Origin of the sequence: Haemophilus parainfluenzae (assembly GCF_003252795.1) — a bacterium.
Classification (GTDB): Bacteria; Pseudomonadota; Gammaproteobacteria; order Enterobacterales; family Pasteurellaceae; genus Haemophilus_D; species Haemophilus_D parainfluenzae_K.
The window spans coordinates 144,143-167,481 of the sequence record NZ_QEPQ01000002.1; the positions used below are offsets into that span (position 1 = coordinate 144,143).

The following is a 23,339-nucleotide window of genomic DNA, read 5'->3' on the forward strand; positions in this document are numbered from 1 at the left end:
ACAAATTTTCGCATTTTTTGGCGAATTATTATCCAATTTTTCCTTCGAGAAGCAAATTATGAGCAATTCACGCAAACTATCATTCCAAACAAATTCTACCAAATCTTTTCAAGAGCGTAGCCCAAAACGTGCATTTAATGACAAAGAACGTCGCTTTGATGATTATCGCAATAATGAAAAACGTGAGGGAAATCGACCGCACTTTGATAAAAAACGGGATGATCGTAAACCTTCTCGTGGCTTCCAACAACAAGAAGTGAGAGAACCCAAAATTGCTGAACTTTCATTAAATAAAGCCAATGGTGAAAGTGGCGCGGTAAAAGTAACCGTGAAAAGTACTGGTGTGAGTTATAAACCGAAAGAAAAGAAAACGGGCGCATTATCGCCACGCGCACCAGAAAAAATTAAAAAGAACCGTGCTGAAGAAATGAAAGTGTATGGTGAAAATGCGTGCTTAGAATTGTTTGCAGAGCGTCCGGAGAGTATCGTTCGCGTATGGGCAACGGTGCAAATGGCACATCGAATTGGTGAGATTTTCAGTTATTTAGCCGCAAATAAAAAAGTGTATCACGTGGTGGATAGCGAAGAGCTAAGTTTAGTAAGTGGTACAGAGCATCATGGCGGCATTTGTATGCTAGTGAAGAAGCAACGAACTTTCTCTTTGCAAGGTTATTTAGATGTCCCGCGTCAAGAAGACTGCTTAGTGGTGCTTGATCAAGTTAATAATGCCCAAAACCTAGGTGGCGTTGTGCGTACTTGCGCTTTCTATGGCATTAAAAATGTGGTAACAAATCAAGTTGAACAGCTTTATGCACCGGCTGCGATGCGTGTAGCTGAAGGTGGAATGGAGCATATTCGTATTTTAGAAACAGAAAGTACGGAAATTGCGTTAGAGGCTTTACGTAAGGCGGGTTATCAGATTATTCATGTATCAACCAATAAACGGGGTATTGCGTTGGAACAACTCAAATTTACAGAGAAAGTCGCGTTGGTATTGAGCGAAGGTAGTACAGATGATATTCGTGAGAAACAAGATGTAAATGTACGTCTTTCTTTAAGTAATCCATTAAAAGCCGGATTAAATATTGCGGTAAATACAGGGATTTTATTAGCACATTGGTATGTAAAATAACCTCAAGTGCGGTTATTTTTACACTTATTTTCAAGGCTGCAGATGTCAGCCTTTTTTCTTTTTTAAAATGTGTGTCACTCAATTTTTCATCTTTCTTTCATAAAGTTTTTGGGGGAAGTTAGACAAAAGATCTATACTATTCCGAGTAGTTATTTAACAGGGAGTTTTTATGCCTGAACGTTCAGCCAATATTAGTACACATGATCCTTTCGGAAGTTTATTAGGTTATGCACCGGGTGGAATTGCGATTTATTCATCAGATTATCATACAGCCGATGAGAAAGAGTATCCGGATGATGCTGCCTTTCGCAGTTATTTAGGAAGAGAGTACATGGGATACAAATGGCAGTGTGTAGAATTTGCACGCCGTTATTTATATCTCAATCATGGCATGGTGTTTACTGATGTAGGAATGGCTTACGAGATCTTTTCTCTACGATTTTTACGTCAAGTGGTAAATGATGCCTTATTGCCGTTACAAGCCTTTGCAAATGGTTGCAAACGTAAGCCTGAAGCAGGCGCCCTTTTAATTTGGCAAGAGGGTGGCGAATTTAAACATACGGGGCATGTGGCGATTATTACCGAAGTCTTAGAGGATAAAATCCGCATTGCTGAACAAAACGTGATTCACTCTCGCTTACCAAGCGGGCAGCAATGGACGCGTGAATTACCGATGACGGTTTCTGAAAGTGGTTATTTTCTGCATGATACCTTTGATGATACCGAAATTTTAGGTTGGATGATCCAAACGGAAGACACCGAATACAGTCTGCCACAACCAACACCTGAAAAAGAGAAACTTGAAATTCATGCAGAACATATTGAAAACAACGGTCAGTTTGAACATAAATGGCTGAATGAGAACAATGAATTTGAAGCTGCCTATGTGAAAGCCATGGGAGGGCATAAAGTCAGTCATTCTGATCAATATCGTTACTTTACGATGTCTGAAACAGCACAGCATGAGTTGATTCGTGCAACCAATGAATTACATTTAATGTATTTGCATGCCACAGATAAAGTTTTAAAAGACGATAAGTTATTAGAATATTTTAATATTCCAAAATTATTATGGCCTCGCTTACGTTTATCTTGGCAAAATCGCCGTTATCAAACCATTACGGGACGGTTAGATTTCTGTATGGATAGTCGTGGATTGAAAGTGTATGAATACAACGCTGATTCAGCCTCTTGTCATGCGGAAGCCGGTGAGTTTATGAATCGATGGGCGATTCAAGGCGGATTGAATATTGGTGAAAATCCTGCTGATGGTTTACGTAATGCATTAGCGGATTGTTGGAAACACAGTGAAGCTACGCCGCTTGTTCATATTATGCAAGATCATGATGATGAAGAAGATTACCACTCATTGTTTATGCGTAATGCACTGGTCCAAGCAGGATTTCAAGCCAAAATTATTCATGGTACAGAGGGGCTACATTGGGATAGTCGTGGTCGTTTAATTGATGATGAAGATAACCAGATAAAAACGGTGTGGAAAACATGGGCTTGGGAAACCATGTTAGAGCAACTTCGTGAAGATGCGACAGGCATGGAAGTGGCTCCACCAATTCGTACAGGCTACCCGGAAGATAAAGTGCGGTTAATTGACGTGTTACTTCGTCCGGAAGTCTTAGTTTACGAGCCACTTTGGACTGCCATCCCAAGTAATAAAGCGATCTTACCTGTATTATGGTCATTATTCCCGAATCATCGGTATTTACTTGAAGCAGGATTTGAACTGACACCAGAGTTGGTTAAAAATGGTTATGCACAAAAACCAATTGCAGGCCGTCGAGGTGATAATGTGAAACTCATTGGTGAGTGTAAATCTGTACTCGATAGCACGGACGGTCGTTTTGATAAGCAGGAAAGTATTTATCAACAGCTTTGGTGTTTGCCAAAAGTGGAAGATCAATATGTTCAGGTTTGTACTTTCACTGTAGGTGGGCATTATGGTGGTAGCTGTTTACGCTCAGACCCGAGTTTGGTCATTATGGGAAACAGTGATATGCAACCGTTAAGAGTATTATCTGATAAAGATTTCCTTAAGAAATAAAAACAAAATCGGCACTCAATGAGTGCCGATTTATTATCATCAATTTATTAAATTATTTCGCATCTTTGTTATCAGCAGGTTTTTCATTTGCTTTTAACATATCCGCAGGAATAAAGCTTTGTTGTACTTTTGACATATCTGGAAGATGGTGTGCAATCCCTTTGTGACAGTCGATACAGGTTTTGTTTTGTTCCTGTGCAAGTGCGTGCATTTGTTGTGCCACAGTTTTTTGTTGTGAGTAATCCATATCATTAAAGTTATGGCAGTTACGACACTCTTGTGAGTTATTCGCTTTCATACGCGCCCATTCGCGTTCAGCCATTTCTAAACGATGTTTTTCGAATTTTTCTTTAGTATCTACTTTACCTGTAAAGTATGCATAAACTTCAGTCGATGCCTGCATTTTACGAACCATTTTTGGAATGAATTCATGTGGAACGTGACAGTCAGAACAAATCGCTTTCACACCTGAACGGTTGCTAAAGTGAATTGATGCTTGGTATTCAGGTACAACATCGTTAGTATGACAATCTGAACAGAATTGTTCAGTATTAGTTGCTGACATACCGACATTAAATAGGTTAGTTCCAACAATAGTACCAATGATAGTTAATAAAATCACCCCACCAATTGCCATTTTGCTCGGCGAGCGTAACCAACGACAAACTTTTTGAATGCTTGATTTAATCATGGTTTAGCTCCTTATTTACCTTGCGTTTTACGAATGGTTTCGAATTTATTTTGAATAATTGGATTTACGTTAGTTTGCTGAACGTGGCATTGTAAACAGAAATAACGACGTGGTGAGGTACCTTCTGTTTTTTGACCATCACGTGTTAAGAAATGACTCTCAGGAACACGTGGCGCACCCGTTGTTGGGGCAACATCTGGCGCGTGGCAACCTAAACATTGATTCGCATTTTTAGTTACTTGTAAGCCACGAATGCTGTGTGGAACAAGTGGGGGTTGGTTAGGAAAAGTAACAGGAATATTGCCTACATCTTTATAAGGATTATTAAATGCAGGTGCAAGACTTTCTGCTGTTTTATCGATGCTGTTTGCAACTTGTGGTGCATCAGCAAATGCCAATCCACTACATAAAGCCAGCATGAAAATAAATGATTTTTTCATGAAATCCACTCCATTAAATAATTAAATATTTTTAATTTTTATTTGTTTCTCAAATCGAGATCCAAATGTAAATACATTTTCTGCGCACACGTCAATACAGCGTCCACAAGTAATACAATCTTTTGCCAATATAATTTGGCTATCTTCAGGTCCACCGTGTAAAGGAAGTCTTAAAACTTGCGGTTCTGGGCAAACATTATAACAGTCCATACAACGGTCACAGCGATCGCGATCGATTACATTAATTTTTATTAGGCTTTTAGCTCCAATGACACCATAGATTGCACCAATTGGACAAAGGTGACCACACCAACCATGTTCAGCAACGAGTAAGTCAAATAGGAAAATCACTGCTACTAACCAAAGCGTTGCACCTGTTCCAAAGACGAAGATGCGTCCAAGTGCTGCAACAGGGTTTATCCACTCCCATAAAAGCGTACCCGTTATTGCGCTACCAACTAAAATCACGGCTAAAATCACATAGCGAAGTTGACGTGAAATTTTTAATGATTGTCTAATACCTAATTTTCTACGTAGCCAAGCTGCTGCATCAGTCACGATGTTCATTGGACAGACCCAACTACAAAAGGCTTTGCTCGCAACGATGGCGTAGAATACGACGATAACCAAGGCTCCAATAATCGTTGTGATTTCTGGTAGGTAACCTGTCGCTAAACTTTCAGCGGTAATCAATGGATCTGTCAATGGCACAGTATCCAAAAGCATGCTTGAGCTGTAATTGCCTTTTAGAATCCAAACTTGCCAAATCGGACCACTTAAGAACATTAAAATAATACTTAATTGACTAATTCGACGTAGAATTAAAAAGCGATAAGCATGCCACCAACCGAGTTTTTGGCGAGCTTCTAAGCCTGCATCTTTAGGCTTATTCGGGGTATATTTTTCAGCCATTATTTAACCCCCTTAATGTTTAAGTCCAGATTTGGGAATTGCTCTGCTTCCGGAACTGTTGTTGGATTTGGTACATAATCCATTGTTGCACGGTTTGGTGTTGCAACTTTTTGGTTCGGTTGAACTTGCATTGGCTGATAAACCGGCTCATGTGAGCCTTCCGGCATACGAGCATCCATTGCTGGACGTAAGCCATCTGGATGTTGCTCCTCAATTAAGGATTTTCCGGCGTTTTGTTTTTCTTTCCAGCCTAAGCGATAGTGGCGACCGAGTAGCCCTTTGGCGATATCCATCGGTAAGACTTTAATTGCCGCTTCTTCTAACACACAAGCTTGTTCGCATTTACCGCATCCGGTGCAAGCATCAGAGTGAACAGTTGGAATAAGCTTTGCATGAATCCCAGTACGATCATTGTGGATACGTTCAAGTGTAATCGCTTTATCTACTAATGGACAAACGCGATAACACACATCACAACGCAACCCCTGCCAGTTAAGACAAGTTTCATGGTCTAGCAATACGGCTAACCCCATTCTCGCATCATTGATGTCTTTAAGTTCCTCACTTAATGCGCCACTTGGACAAGCATTCATACATGGAATATCCGGACACATTTCGCAAGGTTTATCCCGAGCGATAAAATAAGGTGTGCCCGCTTCCATTGGTGAAATCAGCGAAGCTAAATGCAACATATCATATGGACACGCTTGGACGCATTGTCCGCAACGGGTACAAGCTGCCAAGAAATCCTTTTCCGGTAAAGCACCAGGTGGACGCAAGGCGATCCCTTCTTTAGCTTTAGCTTGTTGTTGCTGTAAGCCAAGAATAATACCAACCCCACATACTCCGGCAGCCGTTCTTGTCACATTTTTTAAAAACTGACGACGGTTAGGATCAAGTCTCATCTGCGTTTCCTTTTATAAGCGGCCTAATTTTGTAAAAATATTGCAAAATTTGACCGCTCTTATTTTAAATTCCCTTCTCTTTAAAGAGAGGAGCGACTAGAAACAAAAGGAAAATCCTACGCTTTTTCCACTTTTACAGCACATTTTTTGAAGTCGGTTTCACCTGAAATTGGATCGGTTGCATCCAATGTTAATTTGTTAGCAAGCTGACCCGCATCAAAGAAGGTGGTGTAAATTAAGCCCTGAGGACATTTGTTACGACCACGGGTATCTAAGTAAGAAACCATTTCACCACGACGTGTAATTAATTTCACTTTATCCCCATGACGTAAGCCATATTTTTTCGCATCCGCTGGGTGCATCCAAACTAAGTTATTCGGGAACGCACGGTGTAATTCAGGTACACGACGAGTCATGGTACCGGTATGCCAGTGTTCAAGTACACGACCAGTACATAACCATAATGGATATTCTTCATCTGGTGATTCTGCAGGGTCTTCATAAGGCACACCTAAGATAATTGCTTTTTTATCCGGATAACCGTAGAACGCAACATCTTCGCCTGCTTTAACGTACGGGTCAAAGCCTTCACGGTAACGCCATAAGGTTTCTTTACCGTCAACAACCGGCCAACGTAAACCACGTACTTGGTGGTAAGTATCAAATGGTGCTAAGTCATGGCCATGACCACGACCAAAGCTTGCGTATTCTTCGAATAAGCCTTTTTGTAGGTAGTAACCAAAGTGATCTGCTTCATCATTGATGTATCCTGGAACATCCGTTGGTATTTTATATTTGTTTACTTCACCATTCTCGTAAAGTACTTCATATAAAGTCTTACCACGATATTCTGGCATTTGAGCTAATAATTCTTCGCCCCATACTTCATCTGTTTTGAAGTATTTAGAGAATTCCACAATTTGCCATAAGTCAGAACGAGACTCACCAGGACCTTTCACTTGTTGACGCCATAATTGGGTACGACGTTCTGCGTTACCATAGCCCCCTTCTTTTTCTACCCACATACAAGTAGGGAGAATTAGGTCTGCTGCAACTGCAGAAACGGATGGGTAAGGGTCTGAAACAACGATGAAGTTTTCAGGGTTACGCCAACCAGGGAAAATTTCGTCGTTAATGTTTGGACCACCTTGCATGTTGTTGGTACAAAGTTGCCATAAGAAGTTTAATTTACCATCTTTTAATGCACGGCTTTGTTGTACAGCTGCGTATCCAGGTACAGTTGGAATGGTACCTTTTGGTAATTTCCATTTTTTCTCAGCGATTTCAACGTGTTTAGGATTGGTTACTACCATGTCCGCTGGTAAACGGTGAACGAAAGTACCCACTTCACGCGCTGTACCACAAGCTGAAGGTTGACCAGTTAATGAGAACGGACCACAACCTGGTTTAGAAATTTTACCGGTTAATAAGTGTACGTTATAGATCATGTGGTTAACCCATACACCACGAGTGTGTTGGTTAAAGCCCATTGTCCAGTAAGACACTAAGTTCTGTTCTGGATCCGCGTACATTTTCGCGAGGGTTTCAAGCTGATCTTTTGGTACACCAGAAATACGGTGTGCTTCGTCTAATGTATAAGGTGCAACGATTTTCTTGAATTCTTCGAAGTCAGAGTCATACATTTTACCTGCAGTTTTACGGTTTTTCGCTGCAACTTCAAGTGGGTGTTCTGGACGTAGACCATAACCGATATCAGTTTCACCACGTTTGAATTTAGTATGTTTATTAACGAAGTCCCAGTTTACTTTATCGTTTTGGATAATGTAGTTTGCAATGTAGTTAAGGATTGCAAGGTCTGCATGTGGATTAAATACGATAGGCACATCAGCTAATTCAAACGAACGGTGTTCGAATGTTGACATAACTACAACTTTCACGTTATCAGAAGAAAGACGACGGTCAGAAATACGAGACCATAAAATTGGGTGCATTTCCGCCATGTTTGAACCCCAAAGCACAAATGCATCGGTTTTCTCGATATCGTTATAGCAACCCATTGGCTCATCCATACCGAATGTACGCATAAACGCAACCGCTGCAGACGCCATACAGTGACGAGCATTAGGATCGATAGTATTTGAACGAAGACCAGCTTTCCAAAGTTTTACTTTTGCATAGCCTTCATAGATAGTAGTTTGACCGGAAGAGAACATCCCAACAGCATTTGGTTCTTTTTTCTTCAAGATGTCTTTGATTTTTTCCGCCATGATAGTGAAAGCTTGATCCCAAGAAACTGGTGTAAAGTCACCTTCTTTATGGAATTTACCATCTTTCATACGTAATAACGGAGTTTGTACACGGTCTGCACCGTACATGATTTTAGAAAGGAAGTAACCTTTGATACAGTTTAAACCGCGGTTTACTTCTGCATCCGGGTCACCTTGAGTTGCGACAACTCGACCATCTTTGGTTCCTACCAATACGCTACATCCTGTACCACAGAAACGGCATGGGGCTTTATCCCATTTGATGCCCATATCTTCGGTCGCATTAACCTGTTTAACAGGGATGGTCATACCGGCAGCCGCTGCCGCTGCAAGTGCAGCATTGGCTTTCATAAAATCTCTACGATTAAGTTCCATAGTTTTCCCCACTCGTTGTTGAATGTTTTAGAATATACAAAAGAGTATGTATTCCTAAATTATTTATTTTTCATCTAAGTAATTCGAAATTAAAGAAATGACAATTACTCCTGGGATATCTTTAATTTCATCCATAAGATCCGCTAATGCTAATTGACGGTTACTTTCAAGGGTGACCACCAATTTGCCTTCATCAGATTTTTCGCCATGAATCTCAGCGGTTGGAATCGCTAAAATGGCTTCTTTGACTTGGTTAAGTTTTTCTGGTCTGGCTTGCACAACAATGCTGCATACATACCAGTTCTCATTTTCGCTAAATTGACTCATCGATATTTGTTTCAATATTAAAAATTTTTATTGCTTTTGTTGGGCAAACACTTAGGCAAGCACCACAACCATTACAACTTTCTAAATCCAATATGGGTTTTGCGACGCCACCAAGTTGTAATCGAAAACGGATGGCATTCATCGGACAGCTATCTTGGCAACTTCGACATTCCACTCGATTTTCTGTGAGACATTGCGTTGTAATTTCAACTTTATGTGCCCAAGGCTCTTCTTCTAATGAACGAAAAATCGGTTGTTCACAGACTAAAACACATTTTTGGCAGAACGTGCATTCGCCCTTGTCAAATTGTATTTCAGGAAAACCGCCATCGCCTTTTACGATAATTTGGGTTTCACATACTAGTATGCAATCACCGCACCGCGTACATTTATCCGTAAAGTTGCTCTCGTTTATCGACCAAGGTGGACGGATAGCATTAATACCTTGAATTTTCGCGTTTTCAGAATGTAACGATTGTAAAAATTGCCCACGTAATAATTGTCTGCGAGAAGGATTTTCAATCGCCATATTTTTCTTTAAAGTTCGGTATTTTCAAGGGATGCATTATCTAGTGCTAATAAAAAAATAGTAACTACCTAAAAGGAGTAGTTTTTAAGAAATATACACTTTTGTTGAGATAGATCAATGATATTTTGAAAATATGTTATTAGTGTAAATAAATTGTTAAAATATAAGTGAAAATGATTATTAAATAGGGCGGAAGAACCGCCCTGAAGTGAGTTTAAAATATTATGCGTTTTGGGTTGGGTAATCCCACCAAATATCGAATAATTCACTGATTTCGATTTGTTGTAATTTATTTTCTTCTAACCATTTTTTCACTAATTGACGATGGCTTTCATCACATTTACCGATTTTCTCTAAGCAAACTAAGCCTTCCCAATGTAAATAGCCGCTACCTTCATAAGCTAAGCCGTTTGGTTGAATCACTTCAGCAATAAAACGATCAACGGTTCCATCGATAGTTTCGATGCTGGTACCTTCAGCAAATTGCCAATTCACTAAAAAGCCTAATTCTTGGAATTCTGCTAAGTGAAGTTTTTTACGTTGACGTTGATTACGAGTTGTCATTTCAATGTTCTCCTATGTTAAGGTAATGGGTATAGTCATCATCTCGATGATTATTTTTTCTTAAAGTATAAATCCCACACACCGTGACCTAAGCGATGACCGCGCGCCTCAAATTTTGTGAGAGGGCGGAAATCAGGACGTGGAATATAATCTTGTTCGGCAGTATTGACTAAATTTTCATTGGCTGAAAGCACTTCGAGCATTTGTTCCGCATAGTTTTCCCAGTCCGTTGCCATATGAATAAAACCATTTGGTTGTAATTTTTGCACGACTTGCTCCACAAAGTGCGGTTGAACAATACGGCGTTTATGATGTTTCGCTTTATGCCAAGGGTCAGGGAAGAAAAGTTGTAAGCCGCCCAATTCGCCGTCTTTTACACAATCACGTAGAATTTCAGTGGCATCATGGCAAATCACGCGAAGGTTTTTCACGCCTTTTTCTACCGCATAAGCAATACAGGCACCTACACCAGGTGTGTGTACTTCAATACCGAGATAATTTTTATCAGGATTCGCTTCAGCCATATCCACTAAAGATTTCCCCATTCCGAAGCCAATTTCTAATATAACGGGATTCGTATTACCATAAATAGCGACAAAATCAAAAGGGGCATTTTGATAATCTAATCCAAGATCAGCCCAGTGATCATTCATCATATTTTTTTGAAAATCACTTAAGCGACCTGTCCGCAACACAAAGCTACGAACTTTACGTTTATAACGACCATCTTCTGTAAATTCAGCCGTTTCAACGGTTTTACGTTTTTGATCAGCAAAGGTTTTTTGCTCTTCTGTCATGGTTTTTATTCGCTCAATTAAAATTGGCGGCGATTATACACTAAAAGGCAAGGTTGTGGGATTTTTCCACCTAATTCCCGTATAATAGCGAAAATTTTTAATTGTTTTTTGTTATGAATATTGTCCGAGTTGCATTAGCCGTACCGCTTCCCCGATTTTTTGATTATCTCTATTCGCCAGACTTGACGCCAATCGTAGGTGGACGCGTGTTGGTGCCTTTTGGTTCGCAAAAACGAGTCGGGATCGTGGTGGATTTGCCCGCTTCTTCGGATGTCGCAAAAGAAAAGTTAAAACCGATTATTGATGTACTTGATGCTGAATCACTTTTTAATTCCACAACTTGGGATTGGTTAGCTTGGTCGGCTAATTATTATCGTGCAGCATTAGGCGATGTGTTGTTTCAAGCGTTGCCAGTCAAACTCCGCAATGGAGAAAGTGCGGTTAAAAATGACCGCACTTTTTGGCGTATTACGGACCTTGGAAAACAAGCGTTAGAATCAGGTGAATTAAAACGCGCTAAAAAACAAATTGAAGTCTTAAATTTATTGATAACGCAAGATCTAGAAAAAGGTAACAATGAGATTAGTTCCGCGATTTGGTCAGCCTTAAAGGGCAAAGATTATGTGGAAGAGATTATCGTGCCTACTGAACAAAAAAGTTGGCAACAAGCTTTAGGGGATGAGCCTTTAGTTAATCTTGATAACCGATTGACCTTAAACAAGCAACAAGCCCTTGCATTTAGCCAGTTGCTTTTCCAAGAAGGCTTTAATGTGTGGTTGTTAGAGGGCGTGACTGGTTCGGGTAAAACTGAAATTTACCTGCAATACATTGAAGAAGTTTTAAAGAAAGGCAAACAGGTTTTAGTGCTTGTTCCTGAAATTGGGCTTACTCCTCAGACTGTTAGACGTTTCCAAGCTCGCTTTAATGTCGAAATTGATGTATTGCATTCCAACTTGAATGATACACAGCGCTTAAATGTTTGGGAACGCGCAAGAACAGGACAAAGTGCAATCGTAATTGGCACGAGATCGGCTCTTTTCACCCAGTTTTCAGATCTCGGCTTAATCATTTTAGATGAAGAACATGACGGCTCATTTAAACAGCAAGATGGTTGGCGCTATCATGCGAGAGATTTAGGCATTGTGCTTGCTCAAAAACTCAATATTCCTATCTTATTAGGTTCTGCCACACCAAGTTTGGAAAGTGTGAATAATGTACAAAATGGCAAATATCATCATTTGGTGCTATCAAAAAGGGCTGGAAATGCGACCGCACTTCGTCAATTTGTGATTGATTTAAAACATCAACGAATTCAAAACGGCTTATCTGAACCGCTGTTGCAACGTATGCAGGAACACTTAGAAAAAGGTAATCAAGTATTGTTATTCCTTAATCGACGTGGATTTGCGCCTGTGTTGTTATGTCATGAGTGTGGCTGGATTGATGAATGTCATCATTGCGAAAAACCTTATACCTATCACCAACATCAGCGCGTTTTACGCTGCCATCATTGTGGTGCACAAAAAACAGTGCCGATGCAATGTGGTCATTGTGGTTCAACGCATTTAGTCACAACAGGTTTAGGTACAGAACAACTGGAGGAAACTCTAAAAGCACGTTTCCCTCAATATAATATTGCACGTATCGATCGTGATAGTACAGCGCGAAAAGGCAAGCTTGAAGGTTATTTAGACGATATTCAGCAAGGTAAAAGTCAGATTTTAATTGGCACCCAAATGTTAGCCAAAGGGCACCATTTCCCGAATGTCACCTTGGTTGCTTTAGTGAATGTGGATAATGCCTTATTTTCCCTTGATTTCAGAGCCGAAGAACGTTTGGCTCAGCTTTATGTGCAGGTTGCAGGACGCTCAGGCAGGGCGGAAAAACAGGGCGAAGTGGTTTTGCAGACGCATTATCCGGATCACCCGTTATTAACCACCTTACTTGAAAAGGGCTATCAAGCCTTTGCAGAAGAAACCTTGAAGTTGCGGCATAATATGGGTTTGCCTCCATTTAGTTTCCAAGCGTTGTTTAAAGCACAATGCCGTCATTCTGAAGAGGCGGAAAATGCATTATCGCAATTAGCGTCTTTCTTCTATGAACAAAAAATAGAAGGCTTGCAAGTATTGGGGCCGATTCCTGCACCGTTTAGCAAAAAAGCGGGGCAGTATCGTTGGCAGTTATTATTACAGCACGCGTCTCGGAAACAATTACAGGCAGCATTGAGTCGATATTCACCAGAGCTGATAAAGTATTCTCAAGTACGGTTAATTTTAGACGTAGATCCATTGGATTTGAGTTAGCAAAAATTCCCTAGAAAAATGCACAGTTTTTCAGTAGAATTAAGCGTTTTTTATACTCTAAGTTTAATTTATCGAATATTTTAGGATTTTATCGTGGCTCATCGAGATTTTGCCGGTCGAAGCGGCTCAAAAAATAATAAAAAGAAAGCAAAGAAACGTTTTAATCGTAATACCTTAATTGGTCTTGCGTTGGTGGCGGTATTAGGTTTTGGTTTAGGGCTTTACTTCTTAAAAAGTAAAACGCCTGAACCTGTCGTGACAACAACGGTTCAACCGGAAAAACCGCAACCGAAAAGTGTACTACCAAATCGCCCAGAAGAAGTGTGGCACTATATTAAAGAATTAGAAACTCGTACGGTGCCGGTGGATAATAATCCTTCTTCTGTTGAAAAAAATATGCGTTTGACGGAAGAACAGCGTCAAGTGCTTATTCAAATGGAAAAAGATCAAAAGGCAGCAGAAGAAGCGAAAAAATTAGAAGCTCAACGTAAAGAGCAAGAAGCAGCAAATGCAGAAAAAGCCGCGGCTCAAGCACAGCAAACTCAACCAGCACAGACAGCTCAAACTCAGCCAGCTCAGCAAACAGCAAAACCAGAAGCGAAAAAGCCTGAGCCTGTTAAAAAGCCTGAACCACCGAAAAAAGCAGAAGTGGTGAAAGCAGAACCTGTAAAAACAGAGTCGGCTAAAACCGAGCAGCCAAAAAAAGCAGAACCAAAACCAGCAGAACAACAAGTACAGGCTGGTGGTAAAAAATTTGGTTTACAATGTGGTGCATTTAAAAATCGTGCGCAAGCAGAAAGCTTACAAGGTCGTCTAGCGATGGCTGGCGTAAATGCACAAATTGCGACAAGTGAAGAATGGAATCGCGTACGTGTAGGACCATTTGGTAGTCGAGATGCCGCAACTGCAGCACAAGATAAAGCAAAATCAGTGGCGAGTTGCGTTGTGATTGGAATGTAATTCAGAATTTAAAAGTGCGGTTAAAAATGACCGCACTTTTTTTATATATTTCACTTGCCAAAAAACGAAAAATCAATAAAATGAACGTTCATTCATTTTAAGTGTTCATCTTAAATGACCTTTCTCATATATAACCCTAAGAATTTAATTTTTTATTATGCGACAAGTAAAAGCCTCTAAAACGAAGCTTGATGTCAGTGAGCAGATCTTTGATGCAACAGATCGTCTTATGGCAAAAGAAGGATTACACCATCTTTCTATGCATAAGTTAGCCAAGGAAGCAGGCATCGCAGCTGGCACGATTTATCTTTATTTTAAGAGTAAAGACGAGTTATTAGCACAATTTGCTCGTCGAGTGTTCAATAAGTTTGTTGTGGCGATTGAAGAAGGTTTTGATGAAAATCAACCTTTTTTCGAACAATACAGAAAAATGTGGTGGAATATTTGGCATTTTCTTCAAGAAAATCCAACGGTTTTGTCAAATATGAATCAGTATAAATCTTTGCCGGAGTTTCTTGAAACCTGCAAAGAAATGGAGTGTTCGTGTTGGGATCAGTTTTGTCTCAATGGACAAGCAGCAAATGTGTTAGCTGATTTAGAACCTCGAATTTTATTTTTGCTGAGTCTAGATACTGCAATAGTTTTAGCCTCAGATAACAAATTTCTCGGTATAGCGATTACCGATGCGGTGTTAGAATCTGTCATTGAACGCTCTTGGCGTGCAATTCAGAAGTAGTCATTTTATTGTCTTAATGGAGTTTTCCAAATGAGTATAACTCAAACTAATAGACCAAAGCGTTCACACGTTTTCTTTTTGAAATTAGCGTTAGGCGTATTTGTGTTAATTTTTGCAGCAATGATTTTCCTTAATCAAATGAAAGCAAAAGGCATTGCTGATTTTTTAGCAAATAAACCAGAAACAGCCTCTCCGGTGACTGCAATGACAGTTAAGGCTTCAGAATGGACGCCAATCATTGAAACGACAGGTCTTGTTCGTCCAAATCAAGGGGCGATGTTAAGCGCTCAAAGTGCAGGAACGGTGTCTAAAGTGCTCGTGCAAAATGGCCAAAGCGTGAAAAAGGGTGATTTGTTAGTTGAGTTAGATAGTTCCGTTGAGCGTGCAAGCTTACAAGCGGCTCAAGCTCAAGTGGTGTCATTACGTCAAACTTATCAACGTTATGCAAACCTTGCAGGCAGCGGTGCCGTTTCTCGTCAAGAATTAGATAACGCAAAATCAGCTTATGAAGCACAAGCGGCAAATATTGAGTCATTAAAAGCAACCATTGAGCGTCGCCAAATCGTCGCGCCATTTGATGGTAAAGCTGGTATCGTGAAAGTGAATGTTGGTCAGTATGTTTCAAACGGTACTGAAATTGTGCGTGTGGAAGATCGTTCTTCAATGAAAGTCGATTTTGCGATTGCTCAAAACCTATTAGATAAATTGCATATTGGTCAAAAAGTAACAGCTACGGCAGATGCGCGTAAAGGTGAAACATTTGCTGCTAAGGTGACTGCAATTGAGCCAGCAATTAATTCTTCAACGGGTTTAGTTGATGTTCAAGCAACATTTGAGCCAGAAGATGGCGCAAAATTATTGTCCGGTATGTTTACTCGCTTACATGTGGCTTTGCCAACAGAACATAATCAAATTGTGGTGCCACAAGTGGCGGTGAGTTACAACATGTATGGCGAATCGCTTTATATTTTGACCGCACTTTCTGATGAAGATATTGAGAAATTAGGCGGCGCAGAGAAAGCAGCGAATATGTACCGTGCAAAATCAATCACTGTATTTACGAAAGATCGTCAAGGCATTTATGCCCAATTAAAAGGCGATGAAGTCAAAGTTGGCGATAAAATTGTGACTGGTGGTCAGCAAAACTTAAGTAATGGTGCATTAGTTTCTGTTGCAGATAAAGCGGGCGTGGGTACAGAACAACCTGCAAATAAAACGAATCTTTAATTAGGAAAAGCGAATGAGATTTACCGATATATTTATTCGTCGCCCTGTTTTGGCGGTTTCGATTAGCTTGTTAATCATTATTTTAGGTTTACAAGCGATCTCGAAATTGGCTGTGCGCGAATATCCGAAAATGACCACAACGGTAATTACGGTGACCACCGCATATCCAGGTGCAGATGCAAACTTAATTCAAGCATTTGTGACCTCGAAAATTGAAGAAGCGGTAGCACAAGCAGACAATGTGGACTATATGTCTTCAAGCTCTAGCCCAAGCACTTCAACAGTCACCGTAAAAATGAAATTAAATACTGATCCGAATGCAGCCTTGGCAGACGTGTTAGCCAAAGTTAACTCGGTTCGTTCTGAATTGCCAAGTGGTATTGAAGATCCAACGGTTTCTTCCTCTACAGGTGGTTCGGGAATTATGTACATTAGTTTCCGTTCTAACAAACTTGATGCAAGCCAAGTGACTGACTATATTCAACGCGTAGTCAAACCTCAGTTCTTTACAGTAGAAGGGGTGGCAAGCGTGCAGATCTTTGGTGCATCAGAGTACGCACTTCGTGTTTGGTTAGATCCAGAAAAAATGGCAGCTCAAAACCTTTCTGCCACACAAGTGATGTCTGCATTATCAGCGAATAACGTTCAAACAGCGGCAGGTAATGATAATGGCTATTTTGTCACCTATAAAAACAAAGTAGAAACCACGACAAAATCCGTTGATGAATTAGGTAACTTAATTGTGACATCGAACGGTGATAAATTGGTGCGTTTACGCGATATCGCCGATATTGAGTTAAATAAATCAAGTGATAGCTCTCGTGCGGTAGCGAATGGCGCAGATTCCGTTGTATTAGCGATTAATCCAACTTCGTCAGCAAACCCATTAACGGTAGCTGCGAAAGTGCGTCCGCTATATGACAGTATTAAAAATAATCTGCCGGATGCTATTGAATCTGACATCTTATATGACCGTACAATTGCGATTAATAACTCCATTAATGAAGTAATCAAAACGATTGTTGAGGCAACGCTGATCGTGTTGGTGGTGATTACCATGTTTATTGGTTCATTCCGTGCGATTTTAATCCCGGTTATCACCATTCCGATTTCATTAATCGGGGTAATTATGTTGCTTCAATCATTTGATTTCTCTATTAACTTGATGACTTTGCTGGCATTGGTTCTAGCCATTGGTTTGGTGGTGGATGATGCGATTGTGGTATTGGAAAACGTAGACCGCCACATTAAGTTAGGTGAAACCCCATTCCGTGCGGCGATTATTGGTACGCGTGAAATTGCCGTTCCGGTTATTTCCATGACTATAGCCTTGATTGCGGTATATTCTCCAATGGCGTTAATGGGCGGTATTACGGGTACGTTGTTTAAAGAGTTTGCTTTAACCCTTGCTGGAGCAGTATTTATTTCCGGTATCGTAGCATTAACGCTTTCACCAATGATGACCAGTAAATTGCTAAAATCCAATGAGGCTCCAAGTAAATTGGAACAACGAGTAGAGCATACCCTTAGTAAAGTGAATGCAGCTTATGCGTATGTACTTGATTTGGTGATGGTAAACCGTAAATGTATGTTGATGTTTGCGGCGATTATCTTTGCCACCTTACCCGTGTTGTTTAAATCGCTTTCGAGTGAATTAACACCAGCAGAAGATAAAGGGGCATTTTTAGCGATTGGTTCAGCACCGTCTAACGTAAACGTGGATTATGTGCAAAATGCGATGGCACCTTATCAAGAGATTTTAAAAAATACGCCAGAAGTGCAGTTTGCTATGACAATTTCAGGCGCACCAACTTCTAACCAATCTTTAAACGTTGTAACTTTAAAAGATTGGAAAGAACGCTCAAAAAGCCAAACAGCTATCATGAATGAGCTGAATGAAAAAGCGAAATCTATTCCTGAAGTGTCTGTACAAGGCTTTGCGTTCCCAGAAATTAATACAGGGGAGCAAGGTCCTCCAATTGGTTTTGTGATCAGCACATCACAAGACTACGGTGATTTAGCAAATGTGGCGGGTAAATTCTTAGAGGATATGCAAAAATCCAGCAAGTTCGTTTATACCAATCTCGATCTTAAATTTGATACTGCTCAAATGCGTATTAAGATCGATCGTGAAAAAGCAGGAACTTATGGCATTACAATGCAACAAATCAGCCGTACGTTAGGCAGCTTCTTATCTGCCGCAACCATTGAACGTGTGGATATTGATGGTCGAGCTTACAAAATTATTTCCCAAGTAAAACGTGACAATCGTTTATCTCCGGAAAGTTTTAATAAGTATTACATCACCGCAGCAAATGGTACCTCTGTTCCATTAAGCAGCTTGGTGACGGCTACATTGGAACCACAACCAAGTACATTGCCTCGTTTCAGCCAGTTAAACTCTGCGGTGATTAGTGCTGTACCGATGCCAGGTACTTCAATTGGTGATGCGATCCAATGGTTACAGGACAATGCGAAAAATACTTTACCACAGGGTTATAACTATGACTTTAAAAGTGAAGCGCGTCAGTTAGTACAAGAAGGTAATGCGCTTGCTGTAACGTTCTTACTTGCGGTAGTGATTATTTTCTTAGTCTTGGCAATTCAGTTTGAATCAATTCGCGATCCAATCGTGATTATGATTTCTGTGCCGTTAGCTGTAAGTGGTGCGTTATTAGCCTTAAATGCCTTTGGATTTGTAGGGATTGCTGGAACGACACTCAATATCTACTCACAAGTGGGTTTGATTACCCTGGTTGGTCTTATTACGAAACACGGTATTTTGATGTGTGAAGTAGCGAAAGAAGAGCAGTTAAACCACGGTAAAACGCGTATTGAAGCGATTACCGAAGCGGCTAAAGTACGTTTACGTCCAATTCTGATGACAACCGCAGCGATGATTGCAGGTCTTGTACCGTTGCTTTATGCAACAGGTGCAGGTGCGGTATCTCGTTTCAGTATTGGTATCGTTATCGTGGCAGGTTTGGCAATCGGTACATTGTTTACCTTGTTCGTGTTGCCAGTGATTTATTCTTACATTGCAAGCGAACACAAACCGTTACCAGTGTTTGATGAAAATGTAAAACCAATTGAAGGTCACATTAACGAACAACATTAATTGAAAATACTATAAAAACAAACCGCACTTTGATTTTTCAAGTGCGGTTTTCTTTGAGAGATTAAAAAAGCGAACATAATGTTCGCTTTTTATTTATGAAAGTGCGGTCAAATTTTTAACCGTTTTTATTTAACCATTTTTATTTTTTGCCGCTTTATAAAGTTCCATCGCTTCAGGTAATAAGCGTTGTAAGTTTTCTTGGCGGGATTCATCACTTGGGTGAGTAGAAGCTAACACATCAAGTGCCCCTTTAGAACCACCTGAGGCTTTAGCCATTTTTTGCCATAAACCTGGTGCGACTTGAGGATTGTAACCTGAGCGAGCCATTAGCATTAATCCAACTTCATCCGCTTCAGTTTCTGCGCTACGAGAGTAAGGTTTATCTAAAGCAAAGTCTTTGGTCAGTGTGACTAAATCAGTCACGTCGGCTCCAACGACAACAGACAGAGCTGTTCCACCAATAGCGCCCGCAATCGCACTCATGGTGCCGAAGTTGGCTTTGGCTTTACCGTGTTCTTTTAAGGCATGTGCCATTTCATGTCCCATAACGACGGCAATTTCGTTATCGTTCAGTTGTAAGGTATCTACTAAACCTGTGTAGAAAGCCATTTTCCCGCCTGGCATTGCCCAAGCATTGAGCTCTTTAGATTTAATGACATTGATTTGCCAATTAAACTTTAAGCCAGTTTCATTCGCTTGGTTTGCATAAGGCACCATTTTGTTAAAGACATGATGAATACGTCTTGCGGTATTTGATGTGGTATCAATCGCACCTTGTGAGCGAATTTTCCCCATTTCTTGTGTGTAGCTGCTTGCTGCTTCTTGATTGATTGAGGCAGAATCCGCACAAGACGTGATAACCGCCCCTGCTAATACAGCAAAAGCAAAACTTTTGAGTTGTTTTTTCATAAATTATCCTTTTGTTGAGATGGCTGATTATATGAATTTATTGCGTTTTGTCGATACAAAAAGATTGTCTTTTAAATTTGTACTACTATAATAGTGCAAATTTTTATTTTAGGACTTAACGATGACAATAAAAAAATCTCCTTCTTTATTAGGTGGCGCCATGATTATTGCGGGTACCGCAATTGGTGCCGGTATGCTTGCTAACCCAACCTCGACGGCGGGTGTATGGTTTATCGGCTCTATTCTGGCTTTGGTTTACACCTGGTTTTGTATGACCACATCAGGTTTGATGATCTTAGAAGCCAACTTACATTATCCTACCGGCTCAAGCTTTGACACCATCGTGAAAGATTTGTTAGGAAAAGGTTGGAATATTATCAATGGTCTTTCCGTCGCATTTGTGTTGTATATTTTAACTTATGCCTATATCACCTCTGGTGGCGGTATTACACAAAACTTGCTCAATCAAGCCTTGGGTTCCGCTGAAAGTGCGGTCGATATTGGACGTACTTCTGGTTCCTTGATTTTCTGTTTTATTCTTGCAGCTTTCGTCTGGCTTTCTACTAAAGCGGTGGACCGTTTCACAACCATTTTGATCGTTGGAATGGTGGTGGCTTTCTTCCTTTCTACCGCAGGCTTATTGAGCTCTGTAAAAACAGAGGTGTTATTCAATACTATTGCGGAAGGTGAACAAAGCTATTTGCCTTATTTATTGACCGCACTTCCAGTTTGCTTAGTGTCTTTTGGTTTCCACGGAAATGTTCCGAGCCTCGTCAAATATTACGATCGTGATGGTCGTCGCGTGATGAAATCGATCTTTATTGGTACAGGTTTAGCCTTAGTGATTTACATTTTATGGCAGCTTGCGGTGCAAGGTAATTTACCGCGTACCGAGTTTGCTCCGGTGATTGCAAAAGGTGGCGATGTATCAGCATTATTGGAAGCGTTACATAAATACATTGAAGTGGAATACATTGCCGTTGTGTTGAATTTCTTTGCTTATATGGCTATTGCGACTTCATTCTTAGGAGTGACTTTAGGGTTATTCGACTACATTGCCGATTTATTTAAATTTGATGACAGCGTATTAGGCAGAACCAAAACCACACTGGTGACGTTCTTACCGCCGCTATTATTAAGTTTACAATTCCCTTATGGCTTCGTGATTGCCATTGGTTATGCTGGATTAGCCGCAACCATTTGGGCAGCAATCGTGCCGGCACTGCTTGCTAAAGCCAGTCGTCAAAAATTCCCAAATGCGACTTATAAAGTCTATGGTGGTAATTTTATGATTGGCTTTGTGATCTTATTCGGTGTGTTAAATATTGTGGCACAAGTAGGTGCAAACTTAGGATGGTTTGCAAGTTTCGCAGGATAAGTTTTCACGTTAATATAGTAGGGGCGTATCAAATACGCCCTTTTTAATTTTACATAGGAAACGAGATGAGTAACAAAACGAGTGTTTACGATAAAGAAAACTTCTTTGCGCTTTATCAAAAACTTCGATCTAACCCAATCAGTCTCAATGAAATCGTAGAAAAGCCGACGATGCTTTCCCTCTTACCCGATTTACAAGGGAAAAAATTGCTCGATCTAGGTTGTGGAACGGGTGGACATTTGCAGCTTTATTTAGAACGCAATGTGGCGAGCGTAGTGGGAACCGATCTTTCTGCTAAGATGCTTGAGCAAGCCAAAAAAGAGCTACAAAAGTGCGGTCAGTTTTCAGGGCGTTTTTCGTTATATCAGTTACCGATGGAAAAATTGTCAGAATTACCAGAAAGTGATTTTGATGTCATTACCAGCTCTTTTGCTTTTCACTATATTGAAGATTTTCCTGCTTTATTAGCTTCTATTGCCAACAAACTTAAGCCTAATGGTACATTAGTTTTTTCCCAGGAGCATCCGATTACCACTTGCCATAAAGAAGGGGAGCGCTGGGAAAAAAATGAGAAAAAACAGCAAGTCGCTTATCGTTTAAATCATTACCGTGATGAAGGATTGAGAGAGCGGAATTGGTTTCAACAATCTTTTAAAACCTATCACCGCACGACGGCAACGATTATTAATGATTTAATTGCTGCAGGTTTTCAAATTGAACAAATGGCTGAACCCATGTTAGCCGACCAGCCACAATGGCATGATGAATTTAAAGATTTGCGGCATCGTCCCCCTTTATTGTTTATTAAAGCAAGAAAAGTAATAAATTTGACAAAATAAACTGGTTTTTGACCGCACTTTATGGTATAAATCGCACCGCTGTTTTTGGGTTTCAAAAGCAGCGTTTTTAATTATTAACAACACACACATATCATTAAGGCTTAATCGGGGTGCCAAACGGTCGATTAGCTGATATGTGGAGGCTCAACCCCAACAAAAGGAAAATATTATGGCACAAGTTTCAATGCGCGACATGATCAACGCGGGCGTACACTTCGGACACCAAACTCGTTACTGGAATCCACAAATGAAACCTTTCATTTTTGGTGCTCGTAACGGTGTTCATATCATCAACTTAGAAAAAACTTTACCTTTATTCAACGAAGCTTTAGCGGAATTAACCCGTATTGCTAGCAACAACGGTAAAGTATTATTCGTTGGTACTAAACGCGCGGCTCAAGAAGCAGTACAAGCTGCAGCATTAGACTGTCAACAATATTATGTAAACCACCGTTGGTTAGGTGGTATGTTGACTAACTGGAAAACCGTTCGTCAATCAATTAAACGTTTAAAAGATTTAGAAACTCAATCTCAAGACGGTACTTTTGACAAATTAACCAAAAAAGAAGCGTTAATGCGTACCCGTGAGATGGAAAAACTTGAATTAAGCCTTGGCGGTATCAAAGATATGGGCGGCTTACCAGATGCGTTATTCGTTATCGGTGCAGACCACGAACATATCGCTGTTAAAGAAGCAAACAACCTAGGTATTCCTGTGTTTGCTATTGTTGATACTAACTCAACTCCAGCTGGCGTAGATTTCGTTATCCCAGGTAACGATGATGCGACTCGTGCTATCCAACTTTACGTTTCTGCAGCTGCAGCAGCGGTTAAAGAAGGTCGTGGTAACGAAGCTCAAGTTGCTGAAGAATTAGCAGCTGACGCAGAATAATTTAAGTTTTGCAGTAAG

The 23,339-nt window shown here is 40.3% G+C and carries 20 protein-coding genes; 10 read left to right on the plus strand and 10 right to left on the minus strand.

Annotation, left to right across the window (positions count from 1 at the left end):
- The first annotated feature begins 58 nt into the window (after positions 1–58).
- Positions 59–1,132, plus strand: a complete 1,074-nt coding sequence (locus DPV81_RS03175) for a tRNA/rRNA methyltransferase (RefSeq protein WP_111386739.1) — start codon at positions 59–61, stop codon at positions 1,130–1,132.
- A gap of 169 nt (positions 1,133–1,301) precedes the next feature.
- Positions 1,302–3,191 carry a bifunctional glutathionylspermidine amidase/synthase gene (gene gss, locus DPV81_RS03180; RefSeq protein WP_111386740.1) on the plus strand — a complete coding sequence of 630 codons (1,890 nt, stop codon included), beginning with the start codon at positions 1,302–1,304 and terminating at the stop codon, positions 3,189–3,191.
- A 52-nt stretch (positions 3,192–3,243) separates the two neighbouring features.
- Here gss and DPV81_RS03185 read toward each other — a convergent pair whose 3' ends face one another.
- The 9 genes from DPV81_RS03185 to trmB all read right to left on the minus strand — a co-directional run bounded on the left by DPV81_RS03185 (position 3,244) and on the right by trmB (position 10,959).
- Positions 3,244–3,882, minus strand: a complete 639-nt coding sequence (locus tag DPV81_RS03185; protein WP_111386742.1) for a NapC/NirT family cytochrome c — start codon at positions 3,880–3,882, stop codon at positions 3,244–3,246.
- Between the two features lie 11 nt (positions 3,883–3,893).
- The gene (locus DPV81_RS03190) at positions 3,894–4,322 is read right to left on the minus strand and encodes a nitrate reductase cytochrome c-type subunit (RefSeq protein WP_049373152.1); all 429 of its coding nucleotides are present in this window, start codon (positions 4,320–4,322) and stop codon (positions 3,894–3,896) included.
- 21 nt (positions 4,323–4,343) lie between these two features.
- Positions 4,344–5,234: a quinol dehydrogenase ferredoxin subunit NapH gene (napH, locus tag DPV81_RS03195; protein ID WP_049365640.1), complete on the minus strand. Its 891-nt coding sequence runs from the start codon at positions 5,232–5,234 to the stop codon at positions 4,344–4,346.
- Positions 5,234–6,139, minus strand: a complete 906-nt coding sequence (napG, locus tag DPV81_RS03200) for a ferredoxin-type protein NapG (protein WP_049365641.1) — start codon at positions 6,137–6,139, stop codon at positions 5,234–5,236. Before napG ends, napH begins: the two co-directional genes overlap by 1 nt.
- A gap of 116 nt (positions 6,140–6,255) precedes the next feature.
- On the minus strand, positions 6,256–8,742 hold the full coding sequence (gene napA / locus DPV81_RS03205) for a nitrate reductase catalytic subunit NapA (protein ID WP_049365642.1): 2,487 nt from the start codon (positions 8,740–8,742) through the stop codon (positions 6,256–6,258).
- Between the two features lie 63 nt (positions 8,743–8,805).
- Complete coding sequence (locus tag DPV81_RS03210) at positions 8,806–9,069, minus strand: chaperone NapD (protein WP_049365643.1); 264 nt, start codon at positions 9,067–9,069, stop codon at positions 8,806–8,808.
- Positions 9,056–9,598, minus strand: a complete 543-nt coding sequence (napF, locus tag DPV81_RS03215; RefSeq protein WP_049365644.1) for a ferredoxin-type protein NapF — start codon at positions 9,596–9,598, stop codon at positions 9,056–9,058. The genes DPV81_RS03210 and napF overlap by 14 nt, the downstream gene beginning before the upstream one ends.
- A 222-nt stretch (positions 9,599–9,820) precedes the next feature.
- Complete coding sequence (locus DPV81_RS03220) at positions 9,821–10,162, minus strand: YggL family protein (RefSeq protein WP_049365645.1); 342 nt, start codon at positions 10,160–10,162, stop codon at positions 9,821–9,823.
- A gap of 50 nt (positions 10,163–10,212) precedes the next feature.
- The gene (trmB, locus tag DPV81_RS03225; RefSeq protein ID WP_049365646.1) at positions 10,213–10,959 is read right to left on the minus strand and encodes a tRNA (guanosine(46)-N7)-methyltransferase TrmB; all 747 of its coding nucleotides are present in this window, start codon (positions 10,957–10,959) and stop codon (positions 10,213–10,215) included.
- A 113-nt stretch (positions 10,960–11,072) separates the two neighbouring features.
- Between trmB and priA the strand changes: the two genes are divergently transcribed.
- The 5 genes from priA (at position 11,073) to acrB (ending at position 19,303) form a co-directional block, all read left to right on the plus strand.
- Positions 11,073–13,262, plus strand: a complete 2,190-nt coding sequence (priA, locus tag DPV81_RS03230; protein WP_049365647.1) for a primosomal protein N' — start codon at positions 11,073–11,075, stop codon at positions 13,260–13,262.
- A gap of 93 nt (positions 13,263–13,355) precedes the next feature.
- The gene (gene ftsN / locus DPV81_RS03235) at positions 13,356–14,222 is read left to right on the plus strand and encodes a cell division protein FtsN (RefSeq protein ID WP_049367900.1); all 867 of its coding nucleotides are present in this window, start codon (positions 13,356–13,358) and stop codon (positions 14,220–14,222) included.
- Between the two features lie 157 nt (positions 14,223–14,379).
- Positions 14,380–14,958: a TetR/AcrR family transcriptional regulator gene (locus DPV81_RS03240; protein ID WP_111386743.1), complete on the plus strand. Its 579-nt coding sequence runs from the start codon at positions 14,380–14,382 to the stop codon at positions 14,956–14,958.
- A gap of 30 nt (positions 14,959–14,988) precedes the next feature.
- On the plus strand, positions 14,989–16,185 hold the full coding sequence (gene acrA / locus DPV81_RS03245) for a multidrug efflux RND transporter periplasmic adaptor subunit AcrA (RefSeq protein WP_049381741.1): 1,197 nt from the start codon (positions 14,989–14,991) through the stop codon (positions 16,183–16,185).
- 13 nt (positions 16,186–16,198) lie between these two features.
- Positions 16,199–19,303 carry a multidrug efflux RND transporter permease subunit AcrB gene (gene acrB, locus DPV81_RS03250; RefSeq protein WP_111386745.1) on the plus strand — a complete coding sequence of 1,035 codons (3,105 nt, stop codon included), beginning with the start codon at positions 16,199–16,201 and terminating at the stop codon, positions 19,301–19,303.
- A 129-nt stretch (positions 19,304–19,432) separates the two neighbouring features.
- On the opposite strand, the gene DPV81_RS03255 is transcribed toward acrB, so the two are convergent.
- Positions 19,433–20,212, minus strand: coding sequence for a M48 family metallopeptidase (locus DPV81_RS03255; RefSeq protein WP_005699798.1), 780 nt, complete (start codon positions 20,210–20,212; stop codon positions 19,433–19,435).
- Between the two features lie 121 nt (positions 20,213–20,333).
- On the opposite strand from DPV81_RS03255, the gene mtr reads away from it, so the two are divergent.
- The 3 genes from mtr to rpsB all read left to right on the plus strand — a co-directional run bounded on the left by mtr (position 20,334) and on the right by rpsB (position 23,321).
- Positions 20,334–21,590, plus strand: a complete 1,257-nt coding sequence (mtr, locus tag DPV81_RS03260) for a tryptophan permease (RefSeq protein ID WP_111386747.1) — start codon at positions 20,334–20,336, stop codon at positions 21,588–21,590.
- 65 nt (positions 21,591–21,655) lie between these two features.
- Positions 21,656–22,429: a class I SAM-dependent methyltransferase gene (locus DPV81_RS03265; RefSeq protein WP_111386748.1), complete on the plus strand. Its 774-nt coding sequence runs from the start codon at positions 21,656–21,658 to the stop codon at positions 22,427–22,429.
- A gap of 169 nt (positions 22,430–22,598) precedes the next feature.
- On the plus strand, positions 22,599–23,321 hold the full coding sequence (gene rpsB / locus DPV81_RS03270; RefSeq protein WP_005698638.1) for a 30S ribosomal protein S2: 723 nt from the start codon (positions 22,599–22,601) through the stop codon (positions 23,319–23,321).
- The last annotated feature ends 18 nt before the right edge of the window (positions 23,322–23,339 follow it).